Origin of the sequence: Cellulosimicrobium sp. SJTW-1, from assembly GCF_047716875.1 — a bacterium.
Lineage (GTDB): Bacteria > Actinomycetota > Actinomycetes > Actinomycetales > Cellulomonadaceae > Cellulosimicrobium > Cellulosimicrobium funkei.
Genome location: NZ_CP136680.1, coordinates 1,660,968 through 1,681,397, shown reverse-complemented (window position 1 = coordinate 1,681,397; position 20,430 = coordinate 1,660,968). Strand labels below are relative to the sequence as shown.

Here is a 20,430-nt window from a genome sequence, read left to right as displayed (position 1 = left end):
GCCACCTCGGGGGGCGATCCGGGAAACGGAACCGGCCCGCGGACAGCGCCCCCCGGGTACGCCGACGGCGGCCGTCCCGGGAGGGACGGCCGCCGTCGGGACGAGCGGAGCGGCGGTGTCGCCGACAGCCGATCAGCGGTTGGGCGCGGTCTCGCGCTTCTCCTTGATCTTCGCCTTCTTGCCGCGCAGCGCGCGCAGGTAGTACAGCTTGGCGCGACGCACGTCACCGCGCGTCACGACCTCGACGGACTCGATGGACGGCGAGTGCACGGGGAACGTGCGCTCGACACCCACGCCGAAGCTGATCTTGCGGACCGTGAACGTCTCGCGGACGCCGCTGCCCTGACGGGCGATGACGACACCCTGGAACGCCTGGACGCGGGAGCGGGTGCCCTCGACGACCTTGACGTTGACCTTGAGCGTGTCACCGGGGCGGAACTCCGGGACGTCGCTGCGCAGCGATGCTGCGTCGACGCTGTCCAGCGTGTGCATGGTGCTTCTCCTCGCCCGCCACAGGTCGGACGCGTGCTCGTGGCCCGGGCAGACCGGGCCGTCGTCGTATCGGTGGGGTGTGCCGTGCTGCGCGTGGACGGTCGTCGACCTCGCGGTCGTCGGGTCCGTCGTGCCAGTCCGCCCGAGGATCGGGCGCGGGCTCCCCTGTGGCAGAGGTCCGGGGCGGCACACACCGATCGACCATTCTGCCACACCCGTCGGCCGGGGCGGCAGTCCTCGCGGGCCACGGGCGCGCGCCGGGAGGGTCCCCGCTCAGCCGTCGGCAGGGGCGGTGCGCTCCAGGTGGCCGTCGACGACGCCCCAGCCGGCCCCCGCGAGGACCTCCAGGTCGTGCCGGTCGAGGGCCGCGACGTCGAGCGCACGCACCATGTCCGGGCGGCGGCGGGCGGTGCGACGCAGGGCCTGGTCCCGGCGCCAGCGCCGGATCCGGGCGTGGTGCCCGGACAGCAGGACCTCGGGCACCTCGAGGTCGCCCCACACGGGCGGCTTCGTGTAGACCGGGTACTCCAGGAGCCCCGCGGCCCCGTGCGACTCCTCGACGAGCGACTCCGGGTTGCCCACGACGCCCGGCAGCAGGCGCCCGACGGCCTCGATCATCACGAGCGCCGCGACCTCGCCGCCGTTGAGCACGTAGTCGCCGATCGAGAGCTCGCTGACGCGCATCCCGGCGGCACGGTAGTGCTCCGCCACGCGCGCGTCGATGCCCTCGTAGCGTCCGCACGCGACGACGAGGTGCTCCTCCGTCGCGAGCTCCTCGGCGGTGCGCTGGGTGAAGGTCGTGCCCGACGGCGTCGGCACGACCAGGTGCACCGCGCTCGCCTCTCCCGCGACCGCGCCGGTCGACAGGCCGGACACGTCGTCGATCGCCCGCCCCCAGACGTCGGGGCGCATGACCATGCCCGCGCCGCCGCCGAACGGCGTGTCGTCGACCGTGCGGTGCCGGTCCGTCGTCCAGTCGCGCAGGTCGTGGACGCGCAGGTCGAGGATCCCGGCAGTGCGGGCCTTGCCGACGAGCGACAGGTCCAGCGCGGCGAGGTAGTCGGGGAAGATCGTGACGACGTCGATCCGCACGTCAGGCCTCGCCGTCGGCGGAGGCGCCCTGCGGCCCGGGCTCGCCCGCCGCGTCGCCGGCGCTCGGCGCCGCGACCTCCAGGTGCTCCGCGTCCGACGCGAGCAGGCCGCCCGGCGGGTCGAGCACGACCCGGCCGCCGGCCACGTCGACGACCGGCACGATCTGCCGGACGAAGGGCACGAGCGTGCGGGCGCCGTCCGGCTCGCGCAGCACGAGGACGTCGTGCGCGGGCAGGTGCTCGAGGCCCTCGACGCGGCCCAGCACGCGGCCGTCCGTCCCCTCGGCGCGCAGCCCGGCGAGCTCGTGCGGGTACCACGCGTCCTCCTCGTCGGACGCCTCGGCCTCGACGACGAGCTCGACGCCGCGCAGCGCCTCGGCGCCCGTGCGGTCGCGCACGCCCTCGAACCCGACGAGCCAGCGGCCCTGGTGGACGCGCACGGTGGCGACGGTCAGGGGGCCGGCGTCGGCGGGCCGCGTCTCCAGACGCTCACCCACCGCGAGGCGTTCCTCGGGGTCGTCGGTGCGCAGGTCGAGGGCTACCTCGCCCCGCAGCCCGTGCGCCTTGCCGACGCGCGCGACGGTCAGCTCCATCGTCGTGACTCCTCGTGTGGTGCTGGATGGGACGGTGCACGCCGGTCCTCCGGCGACGGACGCAGGAAGGCCCGGCCCGCCGGTGGCGGGCCGGGCCTTGCCCGTCGCCCCTCGCGGGGCGTCGTCGGTGCGGGCCTCAGCGGCGGTCGACGTCCACGACGTCGACACGGACCGGCCCGTCGGTCGCGAGCGCGCCGACGACCGTGCGCAGGGCACGGGCGGTGCGCCCGCCGCGACCGATGACGCGGCCGAGGTCCTCCGGGTGCACCCGGACCTCGAGCAGGTCACCGCGACGCAGCGTCTTCGTGGCCACGCGGACGTCGTCCGGGTTGTCCACGATGCCGCGCACGAGGTGCTCGAGGGCCTCGGCGATCATCAGGCCTGCTCGTCGGCAGCGGCCTCGTCGGCCGCGTCGGCGGTCTCCTCGGCCGGAGCCTCGGTCTTCTTCTCGGCAGCCTTGGCCTTGACCTTCTCGGCGTCCGCGGCGGCGGCCTCGATGGCGGCGGTCGGGTCGACCTTCTCGCCCTTGACCTTGAGCGTGCCCTCGGCGCCGGGCAGGCCCTTGAACTTCTGCCAGTCGCCGGTGACCTTGAGGAGCGCGAGCACCTGCTCCGTCGGCTGCGCGCCGACGCCGAGCCAGTACTGGGCGCGGTCCGAGGTGATCTCGATGAACGAGGGCTCCTCGGTGGGGTGGTACTTGCCGATCTCCTCGATCACACGACCGTCGCGCTTGGTGCGCGAGTCGGCGACGACGACACGGTAGTACGGCGCACGGATCTTGCCGAGACGCTTCAGACGAATCTTGACGGCCACAGTGGTGGTCTCTCCTGGTTCTGGTTCGGGCGAACCCGCGATCGTCCCGTGGGGACAGGACGAGGAAGGGGTTCAGGACACGGCACGCGCCGGAGAGAGGGGCCGGGGCACGCCGAGTACCGGGACATTGTGCCAGACGGCGAGGGCATCGACCAACCTGCGGGCGGCGCCGGACCGCGTCAGGCGGCGGGCGCGACGATCTCGCCGCGCAGCACGACGGCGGTGGGGGCGCGCAGGACGCCGACATCCTTGCGCGGGTCCTGCGGGTAGACGACGAAGTCGGCCGACGCGCCCTCGACGAGCGACGTGTAGCCGAGGTACTCGCGGCCCTGCCAGCTCGCGGCCGCGACGACGGCGGCGTCGGGGATGCCCGCGGCGACGAGCTCGGCGCACTCGTCGGCGAGGCGGCCGTGCCCGATCGTCCCGCCCGCGTCGGTGCCGACGAGGATCTGGATGCCGGACTCGTACAGCGCCCGGGCCTGCTCGTACCGGCGCTCGTGCAGGCGCCGCATGCGCGCCGCGAACACCGGGTACCGGGCGTCCGCCTGGCGCGCGATGTTCTCGAACTGCCCGATCTGGAGCAGCGTCGGGGTGACCGCGACGCCGCGCTCGGAGATCTCGTACATGAGGTCGGGGTGGATCCCCGTCCCGTGCTCGATGCCGTCGACGCCCGCGGCGAGGAGCGACGGGATCACCTCGTCGGAGAACGCGTGAACGGTCACACGGGCGGCCTCGGCGTGCGCGGCCGCGACCGCCTCGGCGAGGACGTCGTCGGGCCACAGCGGCCGCAGGTCGCCCTGCGCACCGAGGTCGCGGTCGATCCAGTCCCCCACGATCTTGACCCACCCGTCGCCCTGGCGTGCCTCGCGGCGCACGGCCTCGGGGAGCTGGGCGACGTCGTCGAGCTCGAGCCCGTAGTGGCGCAGGTAGCGCTTGGGCCGGGCGAGGTGGCGCCCCGCCCGCACGAGGCGCGGCAGGTCGCGACGGCCGTGCACCCACCGGGTGTCGAGCGGCGAGCCGGCGTCGCGCACCAGGAGCACCCCGCTGTCCCGGTCCGTCAGCGCCTGCTCCTGCGCGGTCGTCGCGTCGACGGCGCCCTGGGCGCCCAGCCCGACGTGGCAGTGCACGTCGACGAGGCCGGGCAGGGCCCAGCCCTCGAGCTCGACCATGTTGGTGCCCTGCGCCGACGGCCGGGTGAGGCTGATCCGCCCGTCCTTGACCCACAGGTCGCCCACCTCGCGGTCGTCGCCGACGATGACGTGGCCGCGGACGTGCAGCGTGGGGCCTTCCAGCGCGGACATGCGGCTCCTGGGTGAGGACGGACGGGACGGGGAGACGGCCCGGTCGGGGGCGCGGTGCGGCACCGGGCGGTGCCACGGACATAACCTAGCGCCCGGGCGGCTGCGGGTCGCACCCGGGCTCGAGGACGGCCGTCCGGGACGGCCGCGGCTCAGCGGCCGCCGAGCAGCTTCTCGAAGCCGGGCGGGAGCTGGAGGTCGTCCGGCGTCGGAGTGGACGGCGCGTCCGTGCCCCCCACGCCGAACGCGGAGCCCGACGGCGCCGCGGGACCGGTGAGCTCCCCCGCCGCGCGCGCGGCGGCCGCGCGCTCCTGCGCGGCCCGCTTCGCCGGGTTGCCCGACTTGCCCTTGACCTTGCGCTGCGGCGCCTGGCGGCCCCGCGCCTTCTTGCCGCCCATGCCCGGGAGGCTGCCCATGCCCGGCATCCCCGGCATGCCGCCGCCACGGCTCATCTGCCGCATCATCTTCTGCGCGCCCGCGAAGCGCTCGAGGAGCTGGTTCACGTCGCTCGTCGTCACGCCGGAGCCGCGGGCGATGCGCGCGCGCCGCGAGCCGTTGATGATCTTCGGGTTGTCCCGCTCCGCGGGGGTCATCGACCGGATGATGGCCTCGATGCGGTCGACCTCGCGCTCGTCGAAGTTCTCGATGGCCTCGCGCATCTGGCCCATGCCCGGCAGCATGCCGAGCATCTTCTTCATCGAGCCCATGTTCTTCATCTGCTGCATCTGCACCAGGAAGTCCGCGAGCGTGAAGTCCTGACCCGTGGCGACCTTCTCGGCCATCTTCGCGGCCTGCTCGGCGTCGAACGCCTTCTCGGCCTGCTCGATGAGCGTGAGGACGTCGCCCATGTCGAGGATGCGCGACGCCATGCGGTCCGGGTGGAACGCCTCGAAGTCGGTGAGCTTCTCGCCCGTGGACGCGAACAGGATCGGGCGACCGGTGACCCCGCGGACCGAGAGCGCGGCACCGCCGCGCGCGTCGCCGTCGAGCTTGGTGAGCACGACGCCCGTGAAGTCGACGCCCTCCTCGAAGGCCTTCGCGGTCGCGACGGCGTCCTGACCGATCATCGCGTCGATGACGAACAGGACCTCGTCGGGCTGCACGGCGTCGCGGATGTCCGACGCCTGCTGCATGAGGACGGCGTCCAGGCCGAGGCGGCCCGCGGTGTCGACGATGACGACGTCGTGCTGGCGCTGCCGCGCCGTCTCGACGCCCTCGCGCGCGACGGCGACCGGGTCGCCGATCACGTCGTCGACCTCGACGCCGCTCTGGTTGCCGGGGTGCGGCGCGAACACGGGGACGCCGGCGCGCTCGGCGACGACGGAGAGCTGGGTGACGGCGTTCGGGCGCTGCAGGTCGGCGGCGACGAGGAGCGGCGTGTGCCCCTGCTCGCGCAGGTGCAGGGCGAGCTTGCCCGCGAGCGTCGTCTTGCCCGCACCCTGGAGGCCCGCGAGCATGATGACGGTCGGGGGCGTCTTGGAGAAGCGCAGCCCGCGGCTCTCGCCGCCGAGGATGCCGACGAGCTCCTCGTTGACGATCTTGACGACCTGCTGCGCGGGGTTGAGCGCCCCCGAGACCTCAGCCGAGAGCGCGCGCTCGCGCACGGTCGCGCTGAACTCGCGCACGACGGGCACCGCGACGTCGGCGTCGAGCAGCGCGCGCCGGATCTCCCGGATCGTCGCGTCGATGTCCGCCTCGGACAGCCGGCCCTTCGCACGCAGGTTCTTGAAGGTCGAAGTCAGTCGGTCCGACAGCGTGTTGAACACCGCGTCATCCTCACCAGTCGTCGGAAGTCTCGTGCGCGTCGGCCCTCCGTCGCCCCCGCTCCCCGGCAGACGTGGAGCGGGCACGGGACGGGCCGTCCGCGAGGGTCCAGCCTACCCGGCGGCGCCCGGTCCCCCCGGCACGGCGCCCAGCGCACGGAGCGTCTCGCCCACGAGGTCGTCCACGAGGCGCGCACGCCACGCCGTCCACGCGCTCGGGCCGAGCGACGACGCGTCCGCCTCCGTGAGCGCGCGCAGCACCACGAGCAGGTCGGCGCGGTGGTCGACGGCTTCCGCGAGCTCCGCGACCGTCGCCGGGTCGTCGGGGTCCTCGCTCACGGCGAGGCGCGAGAGGGTGAGGTGGTGGCGCACGAGGCGCTCGACGTCCGCCACGACGTCCGGCTCGAAGCCCATGCGGCCGAGGATCGCGGGCACGAGCCGCGCGCCCTCGACGGAGTGGTCGGCGGCGCCGGCGCGCTTGCCGATGTCGTGCAGGACCGCGGAGAGCAGCAGCAGGTCGCTGCGCTCGACCTCCTTGCGGGCGCGCGCGGCGCGCGCCACGACCTCGACGAGGTGCCGGTCGACGGTGTGCCGGTGCACGGCCGCGCGCTGCGGCCGGTTGCGCACGCCCGCCCACTCGGGGATCCACGTCGTGACGACGCCCGCGAGGTCGAGCGCCTCCCAGACCGCGACCTGGGCCTGGCCGGACCCGAGCAGGGCGAGGAACGCGGACCGCGCGGCGCGCGGCCACGGCTCCGGCAGGGCGGGGCAGCGCGCGAGGCTGGCGACGGACACGGGCGAGAGCGTCAGGCCCGTGCGCGCCGCGGTCGCCGCGGCGCGCAGCGACAGGAGCGGGTCCGACTCCGGGTGGGCGTCCACGGCGAGCACGAGCTCGCCGTCGTGCTCGACGAGGCCGTCGCCCACCGGCCGCAGCCGCGGCGCCGTGCGGCGTCCCCGCACGAGCACCGGGCGGCGGGCGACCGACGGCCGCTGGAGCGCCTGGCGGGCCCGGCGGACCGTCGTGTCGAGCGCGTAGGAGATCTCGCGGCCCGCCGCGGCGAGGCTCGCGAGCAGCTCGTCGGGGTCGTCGTACCCGGACAGCGCGGCGACCTCGTCGAGGTCGGCGAGCAGGAGGCGGCTCGTGTGCCGGCCCGTGACGACCTGGAGCGTGTCGCGGACGTCGAGCAGGTGGGCGTGCGCGCGGTCGACCGACCCGTGCGGCCGGTCGGTGAGCCACGTCGCCGCGAGCGCCGAGAGCACGACCGCGTCCCGGATGCCGCCGCGCGACTCCTTGAGGTCGGGCTCGATGAGATAGGCGAGCTCGCCGGACCGCTCGGCGCGCTCGCGCGTCGAGGAGAGCAGGTCGGGCAGGCGGCGGCGCGACGCGGAGCGCCAGTCGGTGAGCACCGCGGAGGAGGCGCGGTGCACGACGAGCGCGTCCCCCGCGACCGCGCGCACGTCGAGCCACCCGACGGCGGCGGGGACGTCCTTCGACGCGACCTGGCGGCACTGCGAGAGGGAGCGCACCGCGTGGTCGAGGTCGACGCCCGCGTCCCACAGCGGGTACCAGAGCCGCTCGGCGACGCGCGCGACGTCGTCGGCGGTGTGGGTGCGGCCGTCGTGGACGAGGACGAGGTCGAGGTCGCTCGCCGGGCCCATGTCGCCCCGCCCGAGGCTGCCGACCGCGGCGAGCGCGAGCCCCTCCGGTGCGACGCCGTCGGTCGCCTCGAGCCAGAGGCCCGCGAGCGAGGACGTGACGAGGTCGACGACGGCGGCGCGGCGCGCGACCCCGCTGCGGCCCGGTCCGCTCATGGACCGCGCGACGTCGAGCATCCGCGCACGCAGGTCCCGCACCCCGTCGGGGTGCGGGACCTGCGTGCCGTGCTCTCCCGGCCCTGCCGGGCGCCCCGCCGATCCCCCTGCGACCCCGCCCGTGGTCGGGGTGTCGGCGTGGTGGGTCATCCGAGGGTCCGTCTCCTCACAGGGCGCCGGGGCCGTGCTCGCCCGTGCGCACCCGGGCGACGTCGTCCACGGTCACCGTCCAGACCTTGCCGTCGCCGATCTTGCCGGTCTGCGCCGCCTTGACGATCACCTCGGTGACCGCGGTGGCGTCGGCGTCGTCGACGAGGACCTCGATGCGGACCTTGGGGACCAGGTCCACCGTGTACTCGGCGCCCCGGTAGACCTCGGTGTGGCCCTTCTGGCGGCCGTACCCGCTGGCCTCGCTGACCGTCATGCCCCGCACGCCCGCGGCCTCGAGCGCCGACTTCACGTCGTCGAGCCGGTGCGGCTGGATGATTCCCGTGACGAGCTTCATGCCCGCACCTCCCTGATGACGCTGCCCTGCTGGATGGACTCGTACGCCGTCTCGCCGTGGACCGCGAGGTCGATGCCGCCGACCTCCGCGTCCTCGCTCACGCGCCAGCCCATCGTGACCTTGAGGATCAGGCCGATGACCGTCGTCGTGATCGCGGTGAAGACGATCGCGACGAGCGCGATGAGCACCTGGACGACGAGCTGCTGCGCGCCGCCCCCGAAGAAGAGGCCCGTGTCGGTCGCGAGGAAGCCGATCGCGACGGTACCCCAGAGGCCGGAGACGAGGTGGACGCCGACGACGTCGAGCGAGTCGTCGTAGCCGAAGCGGTACTTCAGGCCGACCGCGAGCGCGGAGAGCGCGCCGGCGACGAGGCCCAGGACGATCGACGTGACGGGGTTGAGCGCGCCGGCGGCGGGCGTGATCGCCACGAGGCCCGCGACGACGCCGGACGCGGCACCGAGCGACGTGGCGTGACCGTCGCGGATCTTCTCCGTGACGAGCCAGCCGATGATGCCGGCCGCCGTGGCGCTCGTGGTGTTGATCCAGGCGAGGCCGGCCGTCTCGTTCGCGCCGAACGCGGAGCCCGCGTTGAAGCCGAACCAGCCGAACCACAGCAGGGCCGCGCCCAGCATGACGAACGGCAGGTTGTGCGGGCGCATCGGCTCGGTGCCGAAGCCCTTGCGCTTGCCGATGAGGAGCGCGAGCACGAGCGCCGCGACACCGGCGTTGATGTGGACGACGGTGCCGCCCGCGAAGTCGATCGGCGCGACCGTGGCGGCGCCGTCGGTCACCCCGAACACCTTCGCGGCGAGACCGTTCTCGTTGGCCGAGAGGAAGCCGCCGCCCCACACCATGTGGGCGAGCGGGAAGTACGTGACCGTGACCCAGATCGCCGTGAACGTCAGCCACGTGCCGAACTTGACGCGGTCGGCGAGCGCACCCGAGATGAGCGCGACCGTGATGATCGCGAACGTCACCTGGAACGCGACGTCGACCACGTTCGGGTAGTTGCCGAGCGTGCTCGCGACGGCACTGCCGTCGGCGTCCGTGATCGCCCCCGAGAGACCGAACTGCGCGAACGGGTTGGCGAACAGGCCACCCGTGCCGGCCTCGCCGTAGGACATGGACCAGCCCCACAGCACGTAGACGACGCCCACGACGGCCATCGCGCCGAAGGACATCATCATCATGTTCAGCACGGACTTGGCGCGGACCATGCCGCCGTAGAAGAACGCCAGTCCGGGCGTCATCAGGAGCACGAGGGATGCTGAGGTCAGCATCCACGCGGTCGCCCCGGTGTCCCACTCCATCGGATCATCTCCCCTCGCCGGCCGGGCGGCCGGTCGGGGACTACGGTGGTGCGGGCGGGTTTCCCCGGCGGTGTCGCCGCGTTACGCCGGCGTGACAAGGGCAGGCTGGACGTAAACGTTCGGTTTCGTCGCACCGCGCGGGCGCCCGGAGCGCGGCGCCGCGACCGTGCCGTGATCGCGCCGTGACACGACCGTGACCCGGCGGGGCGACCCGGACCGGCACCCGGCCGGGCACTGCGGCCGGGCGTCGCGCCCGGCCGCGCCCGTGCCTCAGGCGCCGAGGAGCCCGTCGACGAACTGCTCCGGGTCGAACGGGGCGAGGTCGTCGGGCCCCTCCCCCAGGCCGACGAGCTTGACGGGCACGCCCAGCTCGCGCTGGACCGCGACGACGATGCCGCCGCGCGCGGTGCCGTCGAGCTTCGTCAGGACGATGCCCGTGACGCCCGCGACCTCGCCGAAGACGCGTGCCTGGTTGAGGCCGTTCTGCCCCGTCGTCGCGTCGAGCACGAGGAGCACCTCCGACAGCGGGGCCTCCTTGGTGATGACGCGCCGGATCTTGCCCAGCTCGTCCATGAGGCCCTGCTTGTTCTGCAGGCGCCCGGCCGTGTCGACGAGCACGACGTCCGCACCCTCGGTGCGGCCGCGGCGCACCGCGTCGAACGCGACCGCCGCCGGGTCGGCGCCGTCACGGTCGGACCGCACGGTCGGGACGCCGACGCGCGAGCCCCAGGTCTCGAGCTGGTCGGCGGCCGCGGCGCGGAACGTGTCGGCCGCGCCCAGCACGACGCTGCGGTCCTCGGCGACGAGCACGCGCGCGAGCTTGCCGACGGTCGTCGTCTTGCCGGTGCCGTTCACGCCCACGACCAGCACCACGGCGGGCACGGTGGACCCGTCCTCGGCGGTGCGCGGGGACGTCGCGAGCGAGCGGTCGAGCGTCGGGTCGACGAGCGCGACGAGCTCGGTGCGCAGGAGGTCGCGCACGCTCGCGGCGTCGCGCACCCCGAGGACGCGGACCTTGGTGCGCAGCGCGTCGATGAGCTCGCCGGCCGGCCCGGCGCCGACGTCCGCGAGGAGGAGGGTCTCCTCGAGCTCGTCCCAGTCGTCCTCGGTGAGGTGGTCCCGCGAGAGGACGGACAGCAGGCGGGCGCCGAGCGGCGACCCGGAGCGCGCGAGGCGCTCGCGCAGCCGGACGAGCCGACCACCGACCGGCTCCGGGCGCTCGAGCGCGGGCGGGGCGGCGACGTCGGGCTCCGGCGGCGCCTCCACGGTCGCCGTGCCGGGCGGCGCCTCCACGGCGTCCGGCGCCGTCGCGGGGGGCGCGGCAGGGGCCGTGGGCGGGGGTTCGACGAGGTCGCGGCGACCGCGGCGACGGACCGACACGGTCCCGGCGGTGACGAGGCCGACGACCAGGAGGACGCCGAGGACGATCCAGAGCGGGAGGAGGTCGTTCACCCCGGAAGTCTCTCAGACCGACGCGGTGCTCACGCCTCGGGAGGACGCTCCCCCGGGTGCAGCGGGCGCACGCGCTCGCGCGCACGGTGCAGGACGTCGGTGAGCTCCTCCGCGTCGACGTACGCGTTGGACGACACCTGCGTGGCCGTGAAGAAGTCGTCGATGCTCGTGTCCACCGGCCGCGGCATGCGCACGGTCGCGACGTGCTGGCCCGGGTTGTCACCGCGGCGGCGACGCCGCCGCAGCCCCGAGCGGAAGTCGCGCCAGAAGGCGCGCATCCCCTGCTCGCCGTCCCGTCGGTCACCCGTCGCACCGGTCGACTGCGCCTCGGCGCGCGCGACGACGCTCGCGAACAGGAACACGACGGCGGCGACGCCGAGCGTGAGCCCCAGCCACACGAACATCCAGACCATGCCCTCCAGTATCCGGGCGCCGGAACGCGTCGCGACCGCAGCCACGCCGGGGCTCGGCGATCAGCACCACATCTTCACAAGGCCCGGAATTGCAACGATCCTGGAGGTTCCGCCCAGGTGCGGACGAGGCGGACGGACCGCCCCGCGCCGGTCAGGCGGAGACCTCCTCGCGCGCCTCGGACATGCGCTGGCTGATGACCGTCGTGACGCCGTCGCCACGCATCGTCACGCCGTAGAGCGCGTCGGCGATCTCCATGGTGCGCTTCTGGTGCGTGATGACGATGAGCTGCGAGTCCTCCTGGAGCTCGCGGAAGATCTCGAGCAGGCGGCCGAGGTTCACGTCGTCCAGGGCGGCCTCGACCTCGTCCATGACGTAGAACGGCGAGGGCCGCGCCTTGAAGATCGCGACGAGGAGCGCGACCGCCGTGAGCGAGCGCTCGCCGCCGGACAGCAGGGACAGGCGCTTGACCTTCTTGCCCGCGGGACGGGCCTCGACCTCGATGCCCGTGGTCAGCATGTCGTCCGGGTCGGTGAGGACCAGGCGCCCCTCGCCGCCCGGGAACATGCGGGCGAACACGCGCTCGAACTGCTCGGCGGTGTCGCGGTACGCGTCCGAGAACACCCGCTCGACGCGCTCGTCGATCTCCTTGACGATCTCCAGCAGGTCGGCGCGCGACTTCTTGAGGTCGGCCAGCTGGTCGGCGAGGAACTTGTGCCGCTCCTCGATCGCGGCGAACTCCTCGAGCGCGAGCGGGTTCACCTTGCCGAGGCGGCCGAGGTCGCGCTCCGCGGCGCGCAGGCGCTTCTCCTGCTGGGCGCGGTCGTACGGGACCGTGCGGGGCTCGTCGTCGTCGGAGGGGACGGGGACCTCGCGGTGCGGGCCGAGCTCCTCGACCAGGACGGCCGGGTCGAGCCCGAGCTCGTCGACGCTGCGTGCCTGGAGCTGCTCGATGCGCAGCTGCTGCTGGGCGCGCGCCACCTCGTCGCGGTGCGCGACGTCGGTCAGCTCGCGCAGGCGCGCCGCCAGGTCGTCGACCTCGCGGCGCGCGGCGGTCACCGCGGTGTCGCGCTCGGCCCGTGCCGCCTCCGCGGCGTCCCGCTCCGCGCCCGCCCGGGCCAGCGACCGGTCGATCGCGGCGAGGGCGAGCGTCGCGCCGTCGCGCACCGCGGACGCGCGGCCCGCCTGCCGCACCCGCGCCGCCTCGCGCCGCGCGGCCCGCTCGCGCGCGTCGCGCTCTGCGGCGGCCGCCCGGGCCAGCGACTGGGCCCGGCCCGCGACCGCCCGCGAGCGCTCCTCGCTCGTGCGCAGGGCGAGCCGTGCCTCGGTCTCGGCCGTGCGCGCCGCCGAGGCGCGTGCGAGGAGGCGGTCGCGCTCGGCGCTCGCCTCCGCCACCGCGTCCTCAGACTGCTCCGGCGCCGCCTCCGCGACCTCGAGCCGCTCGACGAGCCCCGCGAGCGTCTCGCGCGCGTCGTCGAGACCCTGGGACGCCCGCTCCAGCGACGCGCGCACCCGCTCGGCCTCCGCGGCGGCCGAGCGCGCGGTCGCGCCCAGGTGCCCGAGCTGCTCCGCGACCGCGGCGAGCTGCGCGTCGGACTCGTTGAGCCGGTCGAGCGTGTCCTCGTACCGGGCCCGCGCCTCCTGCGCCGCCTCGCGCGCGCCCACGAGCGCGAACCGGGCACGCTCGGCGCGGGCCGTCGCGTCGGCGTGCGCGGTGCGCGCCTCGTCGAGCGCCGACTGCAGGTGCAGCACGCTCGGTGCCGACGCCGACCCGCCCCACGCGCGCGTCGCCGCGAGGAGGTCCCCGCCCCGCGTCACGACGGCGATGCCCGGGTGCCGCGCCACGAGCGCGCGCGCCTGGCCCAGGTCGTCGACGACGGCCACGCCCGCCAGCAGGGACCGCACCGCCTGGCCGACGCCCCCGGCCGCGGTGACGACGTCGACGGCCCAGCGTGCGCCGTCGGGCAGGTCGACGGCGGCGGGGCCGGGGCCGGGCTCCGCGGTCGCCACGACGAGGCCCGCGCGCCCGGCGTCCTCCGTGCGCAGGTACCGCAGCGCGTCGACCGCGGCGTCGACCGACTCGACCGCGACCGCGTCGGCGGCCGGGCCCAGCGCCGCGGCCACCGCGTCCTCGTATCCCGCCTCGACGCCGAGCAGGGCCGCGAGCGACCCCACGACGCCGACGCCGTCCGCCGCGAGCAGCGCGCCCGCGCCGTCCTTGCGGTCGAGGCTCAGCTCGAGGGCCTCGATGCGTGCGCTCCACGTCGCGCGCTCCTGGTCCGCGGCGGACGCGTCCGCCTCCAGGCCCGTCACGGCGGCGGTCGTGCGCTCGACCGCGTCTGCCGCGGCCTCGTGCTCGGCGTCGAGGCCCTCCTCGCCCTCCTCGGCGCCGACCACCTGGGTCTCGAGCACCGCGAACTCGGTGCGCGCCTGCGTGCCCCGGTGCTCGGCCTCCGCGAGCGACTCGCGCAGCCGCCCGATCTCGGCCTCCGCCGCCTCGACGCGCGTGCGCTGCGCCGCGACCTGCCCGGCGAGCCGCGCGAGACCCTCGCGGCGGTCCGCGGCACCGCGGAGCAGCGTCGCGACGGCGCGCTCCGCCTCCCCCGCGGCCTGCTCGGCGTCCTCCCGGTCGGTGACCGCGGCGGCGAGCGCGTCGCGCGCGCGGGCGACCTCCGCCTCGAGCTCCGCCTCGGTCGCGCGCACGCGCTCGGCCTGCGCCTCGAGCTCGTCCGGGTCCTGCCCGCGGGGCGCCGCCTCGGGGCGCCCGAGGAGACGCACGCGCTCCTCGGCGAGCGTGCGCGTGCCGCGCAGCCGCTCGCGCAGTGACGAGAGCCGGAACCAGACGTCCGTCGCGGCCCCGAGGGCGGGCGCGGCCTCCGCGGCCTCGCGCTCGAGCCGGCCGAGCGTGTCGCGCGCCGTCGCGAGCGCGCGCTCGACCTCCGCCTGCTGCGTGCGCAGGGCCGCCTCGTCGGCCATCTCCTGCTCGAGCGTCGCGGTGAGCTGGGCCAGGTCGTCGGCGAGGAGCCGGGCCCGCGCGTCGCGCAGGTCGGCCTGGATCGTCGCGGCCTTGCGCGCGATCTCCGCCTGCCGCCCCAGCGGGCCGAGCTGGCGCCGGATCTCCGTCGTGAGGTCCGCGAGCCGCGTGAGGTTGGCCTGCATCGCGTCGAGCTTGCGGAGCGCCTTCTCCTTGCGCTTGCGGTGCTTGAGGACGCCCGCGGCCTCCTCGACGAAGCCGCGGCGGTCCTCGGGCGTCGCGCGCAGGACGGCGTCGAGCTGCCCCTGGCCGACGATGACGTGCATCTCCCGGCCGAGGCCCGAGTCGGAGAGGAGGTCCTGGATGTCGAGCAGGCGGCACGCGCTGCCGTTGATCGCGTACTCGGACCCGCCGCTGCGGAACAGCGTGCGGGAGATCGTCACCTCGGTGTAGTCGATCGGCAGGGCGCCGTCGGTGTTGTCGATCGTCAGGGACACCTCGGCGCGCCCGAGCGGGGGCCGGCCCGACGTGCCGGCGAAGATGACGTCCTCCATCTTGCCGCCGCGCAGGGTCTTGGCGCCCTGCTCCCCCATCACCCACGCGAGCGCGTCGACGACGTTCGACTTGCCCGAGCCGTTCGGCCCGACGACGCACGTCACGCCGGGCTCGAAGCTCAGCGTCGTCGCGGACGCGAACGACTTGAAGCCGCGCAGCGTCAGGGTCTTGAGGTGCACGAACCCGAGCCTAGTGCGGCGCTCCCACGATCCTGCGGACGTCCGCGACCGGCCGTGGCGGACCGCGGACACCGCGGCGGGCACGCGAACGCCCCGCCCCGGAGGCCCGGGACGGGGCGGACGTGCGTGTGCGGGTCAGCCGAGCTCGGGGAACCAGAGCGCGATCTCGCGCGCGGCGGACTCGGGCGAGTCCGACCCGTGCACGAGGTTCTGCTGGACCTTGAGGCCCCAGTCGCGGCCGAGGTCTCCGCGGATCGTGCCGGGCAGCGCCTCGGTCGGGTTTGTCGCGCCGGCGAGCGAGCGGAAGCCGGGGACGACGCCCTGGCCCTCGGCCACGACCGCGAGGATCTTGCCCGAGAGCATGAAGTCGACGAGCGGCTGGAAGAACGGCTTGCCCTCGTGCTCGGCGTAGTGGGCGGCGAGCAGCTCGGGCGTCGCGTCGAGCAGGCGCACGGCGGCGAGCGTGTAGCCCTTGGCCTCGACGCGCCGGAGGATCTCGCCGGACAGGCCGCGGCGGACGCCGTCGGGCTTGACGAGGATGAGGGTGCGCTCGATGGTCTCGGTCAGTGCGGGTGCGACGTCGGTCATGGTCGCCGAGCCTACCGGCCGCGGGCCCGTGCGCCGCGCCCGGCGGGCGGCCGCCCGGCCGCGTGCGCGCCGCGCCGTCAGGCGGCGTTGGGCGCGGTCTCGGGGTGCTCGGCGTCGTAGGCCGCGCGCTCGCGGTCGATGCGCCCGCCGAGGCGGATCGAGACGATCCACAGGACGACGAAGAGGCCGCCCACGAGGAACATCATGGGCACCACCAGCCCGAGCGCGAGCACGGGCACCTGGACCACGGACCCGGCGACGTACCCGCCGGGCGTGCCCACCATGCGCGACAGCACGACGAGCACGACGGCGAGCACCCCGCCCACGACCCAGATCGACGTCGCGGAGGGCAGCTCAAGCGGGCCGCGCGAGTACGGCACGTCGCGCAGGCCGTAGGCCACGAGCGTCGCGAACACGACGAGGAACGCCTCGAGCAGGAGCGTGGTCGACGCGAACTGGACCTTCGCGGGCTTCTTGGGCTTGATGCGGTCGCCCGGGGACGGGCGCACCGGGCCCGCCGCGTGGCCGTGGCGGGACGGCTGCGCGGCGGGCTGCGACGGCGAGGTGCTCACCCGGTCAGGATACCGGCGCGCCGTCGCGGTCCCGGCTCCCGGGGCGCTCGTCGTCCGGTCCCCGGCCGCCCGCGGGCACGACGACCGCGGCGCCCTCAGCCTCGCCCGTCGCGGGGGCGTCCTCGCGCAGGTCGCCGTGGTCGGCGACTGCCTCGCCGCGCGCGACCATCCCGGCGACGTCGGAGAGCTTGACCTCGCGCAGGAACAGCGCGAGCACGAACCCGACGAGGACGAGCGGGACCAGGTACCAGAACGCGGGGGCGAGCGCGTCGGTGAACGCGTCGACGACGCCCGTGTGGATCGGCTCCGGGAGCTGCTGCACCATCTCGGGCGTGAGCGAGGAGCCCTCCGCGCCGGCGGGGGCCGCACCTCCGGGCACGCCCGCGAAGACGCCCTCGAGGTTGTCGGCGAGCCGCGACGTGAAGATGGTGCTGAACAGCGCCGTCCCGACGGCCGCGCCGATCTCGCGGAAGAAGTTGTTCGCGCTCGTGGCGGTCCCGATCTCGTGCGGGTCGACCGAGTTCTGCACGGCGAGCACGATGGTCTGCATGACGAGGCCCATCCCGGCGCCCATGACGAAGATCATCGCGCCGAAGAGCCACATCGACATGTCGCCCGTGATGCGCGTGAGCCAGACCATCCCCGCCGCGGTGATCGCGAGACCCACCACCGGGTAGATCTTGTACCGCCCGGTCTTGGTGATGGCGATACCGGACCCGATGGCCGTGATCATGACGCCGACCATCATCGGGAGCATGAGGAACCCGGACTCGGTGACCCCGGCACCCGTGGACATCTGCAGGAACGTCGGCAGGAACGCGAGCGCCGAGAACATGCCCATGCCGAGCACGAGACCGATCAGCGTCGCGATGGTGAAGGTCCGGTTCTTGAACAGGTGCAGCGGGAGCAGCGGCTCCTCGGCGCGGTTCTCGACGAGGACGAACGCGACGACCGACACCACGACGGCCGCGACGAGGCCGAGCAGCCACGGGTCGGACCAGTCGTAGCCGGACGACGTCGTCAGCGACTCCCAGCTCGTGACCAGGACGATGCCGGACGTCGCGACGACGAGGAAGAAGATGCCCGCGACGTCGATCTTGCGGCCCGCGCGGTGCGAGGGGAGCTTGAGCGCGACCCACGCCACGACGAACGCGGCGACGCCGATGGGCACGTTGATCCAGAACGCCCAGCGCCAGCCCGGGCCCTCGGTGAACCAGCCGCCGAGGAGCGGCCCGATGACCGCGGCGATGCCGAAGAGCGCGCCCATGGGGCCCATGTACTTGCCGCGGTCCTTGGCGGGGACGATGTCGGCGATGATCGCCTGCGACAGGATCATCAGGCCGCCGCCGCCGAGGCCCTGCACGCCGCGCCAGGCGACGAGCTCGGGGAACGACTGCGCGAACCCGGCGCCGGCCGACGCGACCGTGAAGAGGCCGATCGCGACGAGGAACGGCCAGCGGCGGCCCCAGAGGTCGCCGAACTTGCCGTAGAGCGGCATGACGATGGCGATCGCCAGGATGTAGGCCGTGATGACCCAGCCCTGGTGCTCGACGCCGTGGAGCTCGCCGACGATCGTCGGCATCGCGGTGCCGACGATCGACTGGTCGAGCGAGGACAGGAACATCGACGCCATGAGCGCGCCGAAGATCACCCACACGGTGCGCGGGGTGAGCACGACGAGCGGCTTGCCGCCGTCGACGGGCGGTGCTGCGGTGGAGGAGGCCATGAGGATCCGGTTCGGTCGGGACGGGCGGGCGCGCGCCGACGGGCGCGGCCCGTCGTCGGGTGGAGGCTGGAGGTGCGGCCGGTCGGGTGGGAGGCCCGAGCCGGTGGAGTCCTCGCGCGGGGCGAGGGGTGCGGTCAGGGGGCCGCGGGATCGGGGGCGCGCGTGTCGCGGAGCAGCGCGCGGAGCTGGTCGACGACGCCCGGCAGGTGGTCCACCGGCTCGCCCTCGCGGCCCCGCTGCTGCCACTCGACCGTGCTCGCCCGCAGGAGGCTCATGACGACGAGCGCCAGGAGCTCGGGGTCCGGGACGAACGGCCGGACCGCGCGGCGTGCGACGAGCATCTCGACGAGCTCCGCACGGTGGCCCTCGACCCACGCGACGTGACGCGCGACGAGGTGCGGCTCGCGCTGCACGAGCTCGAGCGTGCGCGCCATGCGCTCGGGGGTGACGACCTCGTGCGCGAGCACGTCGGCCACGACGACCTCGAGGTCGTCGAGGAGCGCGCCCGTCGGGCCGCCGGCGACGAAGGCGGCGACGACGTCGGCTCGGACCGAGAAGTCCTCGAGGCCGAGCACGGCGTCGTCCTTCGCGGGGAAGTAGTTGAAGAACGTGCGGGGCGAGACGCCGACGGCCGCGCAGATGTCCTCGACCGTCACGGCGTCGAGGCCGCGGTCGAGGACGAGGGTCTGCGCGGCGTCGACGAGGGCCTCGCGGCGCGCGCGCTTCTTGCGCTCCCGCAGCCCGCCGGGCGACGGCACGAGGCATGCCGCGGCCCGCTCGGCCACGGAGGGGCGAGCGGGCACGTCAGGCGGAGTCGTCGGCACGAGGAGCATTCTTGCATCCTCTGCAATTTTGCACCAACTGCAACATCGGGTGACAGAGGTCACACCGTCGCGGCGTCAGACCTCGCCGAACCCGCCCTCCACCGCCTCGACCACCGCGCGCACGGCGTCCGCGGCCTGCGGGCCCTCCCCCGTGACCGTGAGCTCCTGCCCGCCGGTCGCGCCGAGCTTCATGAGCTCGAGGACGCTCGCCCCGTTGACGCCGTCGATCGCGACGCTCGCGTCGAACCCGGCGACCAGGCGGGCGAGCACGGCGGCGGGCCGGGCGTGCAGGCCGAGCGGGTTGCGCAACGTCACGACGGCGCGGGCCTCCCCCGCCGGCGGGGCGCCGTCCGCAGGGTTCTCCTCCCCCGCCTCCGGTGCCGCGGCGGGGACGGCGAACGTGCCGCCCGCGTGCTCCGCGGACGCGAGGACCTCGGCCACGTCGCCGCCGCCGTGCGCGGTGACGGCCGCCGCGACGGCGCCCTCGACGAACGGCGCGTCCGCGAGCAGCACGCGCCCGTCGAAGCCGTCCTCCAGGTCCAGCACCGACTCGACCGTCATCACGGCCGAGCCCAGGTCCGCGAGCACGACGACGCCGTCCGCGACGCGCAGCGCCTCCTCGATCGCCCCGGAGACGCGGTCGTAGCTCGTGCCGAGACCGCCGTCGTCCGTGCCGCCCGCCGCGAGCAGCAGGACGCCGGGCGCCATCTGCGCGGACAGCTCGACGGCCCCCTGCGCGAGGCGCTGCGAGTGCGAGACGAGGACGAGCGCGACCCGGGCCCGCGTGCCGACCGGTCCGGCCACGCCGCTCACGCCGCCGCCGCGTCGCGCGCGGCCTCGAGCAGGATCGCGGTCGACGTCGCGCCCGGGTCCTGGTGGCCCGCGCTGCGCTCGCCGAGGTAGCTCGCCCGGCCCTTCGTCGCCACGAGCGGCACGGTCGCCTCGGCGCCCTCGCGCGCGGCCCGGGCGGCGGCCGCGAGGACGTCGGCCGTCGAGCCGCCCGCGTCGGCCGCGGCCTCCGCCGCGTCGACCGCGGGCTGCCAGGCGTCGACCATGGTCTTCTCGCCGACCTGCGCCTTGCCGCGCGCGGAGATGCCCTCGAGCGCGCCCTCGAGCAGCGCCACGACGCCGTGCGCGTCGAGCTCCGCGAGACCGGTCACCTTCGCGGCACGGAGGTACGCGGTCCCGTAGAGCGGGCCCGAGGCGCCGCCGACGGACGACATGAGCGTCGTGGCCACGAGCTTGAGCACGTCGCCGATCTGACCGGGCGGCTGCTCCCCGGCGGCCGCCCCGTCGAGCTTGGCGACCACAGCGCGGAAACCCCGGTCGAGGTTCTCGCCGTGGTCGCCGTCACCGATCTGGCGGTCCAGCTCCGTCAGCTCGTCCCGTGCCGCCGCGATCCGCTCCGCGCTCAGCCGGGTCCATCGCTCGGCCCAGGCCACGTCCAGCGTCATGCCCCACCTCTCCTCGCC

General features: G+C 75.0%; 19 protein-coding genes. All 19 read right to left on the bottom strand.

What is annotated here, in order from left to right:
* Positions 1-132 precede the first annotated feature (132 nt).
* On the bottom strand, positions 133-492 hold the full coding sequence (rplS, locus tag RSE42_RS07625) for a 50S ribosomal protein L19 (RefSeq protein ID WP_021483307.1): 360 nt from the start codon (positions 490-492) through the stop codon (positions 133-135).
* Between the two features lie 273 nt (positions 493-765).
* Positions 766-1,584, bottom strand: coding sequence for a tRNA (guanosine(37)-N1)-methyltransferase TrmD (gene trmD, locus RSE42_RS07620; RefSeq protein ID WP_415298460.1), 819 nt, complete (start codon positions 1,582-1,584; stop codon positions 766-768).
* Between the two features lies 1 nt (position 1,585).
* Positions 1,586-2,176 carry a ribosome maturation factor RimM gene (rimM, locus tag RSE42_RS07615; RefSeq protein WP_043653251.1) on the bottom strand — a complete coding sequence of 197 codons (591 nt, stop codon included), beginning with the start codon at positions 2,174-2,176 and terminating at the stop codon, positions 1,586-1,588.
* Positions 2,177-2,312: 136 nt separating this feature from the next.
* A complete protein-coding gene (locus tag RSE42_RS07610; RefSeq protein ID WP_021482889.1) occupies positions 2,313-2,552 on the bottom strand; it encodes an RNA-binding protein in 240 nt (79 codons plus the stop codon).
* Positions 2,552-2,989 (bottom strand): 30S ribosomal protein S16, encoded by a 438-nt coding sequence (rpsP, locus tag RSE42_RS07605; RefSeq protein ID WP_021482888.1) that lies wholly within the window; start codon positions 2,987-2,989, stop codon positions 2,552-2,554. Before rpsP ends, RSE42_RS07610 begins: the two co-directional genes overlap by 1 nt.
* A gap of 179 nt (positions 2,990-3,168) precedes the next feature.
* Positions 3,169-4,290, bottom strand: coding sequence for an amidohydrolase family protein (locus tag RSE42_RS07600; protein ID WP_043653254.1), 1,122 nt, complete (start codon positions 4,288-4,290; stop codon positions 3,169-3,171).
* Between the two features lie 149 nt (positions 4,291-4,439).
* Positions 4,440-6,053, bottom strand: coding sequence for a signal recognition particle protein (gene ffh, locus RSE42_RS07595; protein ID WP_034652454.1), 1,614 nt, complete (start codon positions 6,051-6,053; stop codon positions 4,440-4,442).
* Positions 6,054-6,164: 111 nt separating this feature from the next.
* Entirely contained in the window at positions 6,165-8,012 is a 1,848-nt protein-coding gene (locus RSE42_RS07590) for a [protein-PII] uridylyltransferase (protein ID WP_415298457.1), read from the bottom strand.
* Positions 8,013-8,028: 16 nt separating this feature from the next.
* Positions 8,029-8,367 (bottom strand): P-II family nitrogen regulator, encoded by a 339-nt coding sequence (locus RSE42_RS07585; RefSeq protein ID WP_021483028.1) that lies wholly within the window; start codon positions 8,365-8,367, stop codon positions 8,029-8,031.
* The gene (locus tag RSE42_RS07580; RefSeq protein WP_043653257.1) at positions 8,364-9,677 is read right to left on the bottom strand and encodes an ammonium transporter; all 1,314 of its coding nucleotides are present in this window, start codon (positions 9,675-9,677) and stop codon (positions 8,364-8,366) included. The genes RSE42_RS07585 and RSE42_RS07580 overlap by 4 nt, the downstream gene beginning before the upstream one ends.
* A gap of 270 nt (positions 9,678-9,947) precedes the next feature.
* Positions 9,948-11,129, bottom strand: coding sequence for a signal recognition particle-docking protein FtsY (gene ftsY, locus RSE42_RS07575; RefSeq protein ID WP_144722805.1), 1,182 nt, complete (start codon positions 11,127-11,129; stop codon positions 9,948-9,950).
* A 29-nt stretch (positions 11,130-11,158) separates the two neighbouring features.
* Positions 11,159-11,542 (bottom strand): hypothetical protein, encoded by a 384-nt coding sequence (locus tag RSE42_RS07570; RefSeq protein ID WP_043660617.1) that lies wholly within the window; start codon positions 11,540-11,542, stop codon positions 11,159-11,161.
* A 151-nt stretch (positions 11,543-11,693) separates the two neighbouring features.
* The gene (gene smc / locus RSE42_RS07565) at positions 11,694-15,248 is read right to left on the bottom strand and encodes a chromosome segregation protein SMC (protein ID WP_415298454.1); all 3,555 of its coding nucleotides are present in this window, start codon (positions 15,246-15,248) and stop codon (positions 11,694-11,696) included.
* A 135-nt stretch (positions 15,249-15,383) separates the two neighbouring features.
* Entirely contained in the window at positions 15,384-15,836 is a 453-nt protein-coding gene (ndk, locus tag RSE42_RS07560; RefSeq protein ID WP_031317103.1) for a nucleoside-diphosphate kinase, read from the bottom strand.
* Between the two features lie 77 nt (positions 15,837-15,913).
* The gene (locus tag RSE42_RS07555) at positions 15,914-16,408 is read right to left on the bottom strand and encodes a DUF4233 domain-containing protein (RefSeq protein WP_415298452.1); all 495 of its coding nucleotides are present in this window, start codon (positions 16,406-16,408) and stop codon (positions 15,914-15,916) included.
* A gap of 4 nt (positions 16,409-16,412) precedes the next feature.
* A complete protein-coding gene (locus RSE42_RS07550; protein WP_085388130.1) occupies positions 16,413-18,134 on the bottom strand; it encodes an MDR family MFS transporter in 1,722 nt (573 codons plus the stop codon).
* A 134-nt stretch (positions 18,135-18,268) separates the two neighbouring features.
* The gene (locus tag RSE42_RS07545; RefSeq protein WP_415298450.1) at positions 18,269-18,958 is read right to left on the bottom strand and encodes a TetR/AcrR family transcriptional regulator; all 690 of its coding nucleotides are present in this window, start codon (positions 18,956-18,958) and stop codon (positions 18,269-18,271) included.
* A gap of 75 nt (positions 18,959-19,033) precedes the next feature.
* On the bottom strand, positions 19,034-19,771 hold the full coding sequence (dhaM, locus tag RSE42_RS07540) for a dihydroxyacetone kinase phosphoryl donor subunit DhaM (protein ID WP_194522464.1): 738 nt from the start codon (positions 19,769-19,771) through the stop codon (positions 19,034-19,036).
* Entirely contained in the window at positions 19,768-20,412 is a 645-nt protein-coding gene (gene dhaL / locus RSE42_RS07535) for a dihydroxyacetone kinase subunit DhaL (protein WP_061269007.1), read from the bottom strand. Before dhaL ends, dhaM begins: the two co-directional genes overlap by 4 nt.
* Positions 20,413-20,430 lie beyond the last annotated feature (18 nt).

What these genes read in the sequence shown, in the direction of transcription:
- ndk (WP_031317103.1), bottom strand. Translation starts at nt 15,836, where the DNA reads ATGACCGACGTCGCACCCGCACTGACCGAGACCATCGAGCGCACCCTC.
- rplS (WP_021483307.1), bottom strand. Translation starts at nt 492, where the DNA reads ATGCACACGCTGGACAGCGTCGACGCAGCATCGCTGCGCAGCGACGTC.
- RSE42_RS07580 (WP_043653257.1), bottom strand. Translation starts at nt 9,677, where the DNA reads ATGGAGTGGGACACCGGGGCGACCGCGTGGATGCTGACCTCAGCATCC.
- RSE42_RS07585 (WP_021483028.1), bottom strand. Translation starts at nt 8,367, where the DNA reads ATGAAGCTCGTCACGGGAATCATCCAGCCGCACCGGCTCGACGACGTG.
- RSE42_RS07590 (WP_415298457.1), bottom strand. Translation starts at nt 8,012, where the DNA reads ATGACCCACCACGCCGACACCCCGACCACGGGCGGGGTCGCAGGGGGA.
- RSE42_RS07570 (WP_043660617.1), bottom strand. Translation starts at nt 11,542, where the DNA reads ATGGTCTGGATGTTCGTGTGGCTGGGGCTCACGCTCGGCGTCGCCGCC.
- RSE42_RS07600 (WP_043653254.1), bottom strand. Translation starts at nt 4,290, where the DNA reads ATGTCCGCGCTGGAAGGCCCCACGCTGCACGTCCGCGGCCACGTCATC.
- rimM (WP_043653251.1), bottom strand. Translation starts at nt 2,176, where the DNA reads ATGGAGCTGACCGTCGCGCGCGTCGGCAAGGCGCACGGGCTGCGGGGC.
- RSE42_RS07550 (WP_085388130.1), bottom strand. Translation starts at nt 18,134, where the DNA reads ATGGCCTCCTCCACCGCAGCACCGCCCGTCGACGGCGGCAAGCCGCTC.
- RSE42_RS07610 (WP_021482889.1), bottom strand. Translation starts at nt 2,552, where the DNA reads ATGATCGCCGAGGCCCTCGAGCACCTCGTGCGCGGCATCGTGGACAAC.
- dhaL (WP_061269007.1), bottom strand. Translation starts at nt 20,412, where the DNA reads ATGACGCTGGACGTGGCCTGGGCCGAGCGATGGACCCGGCTGAGCGCG.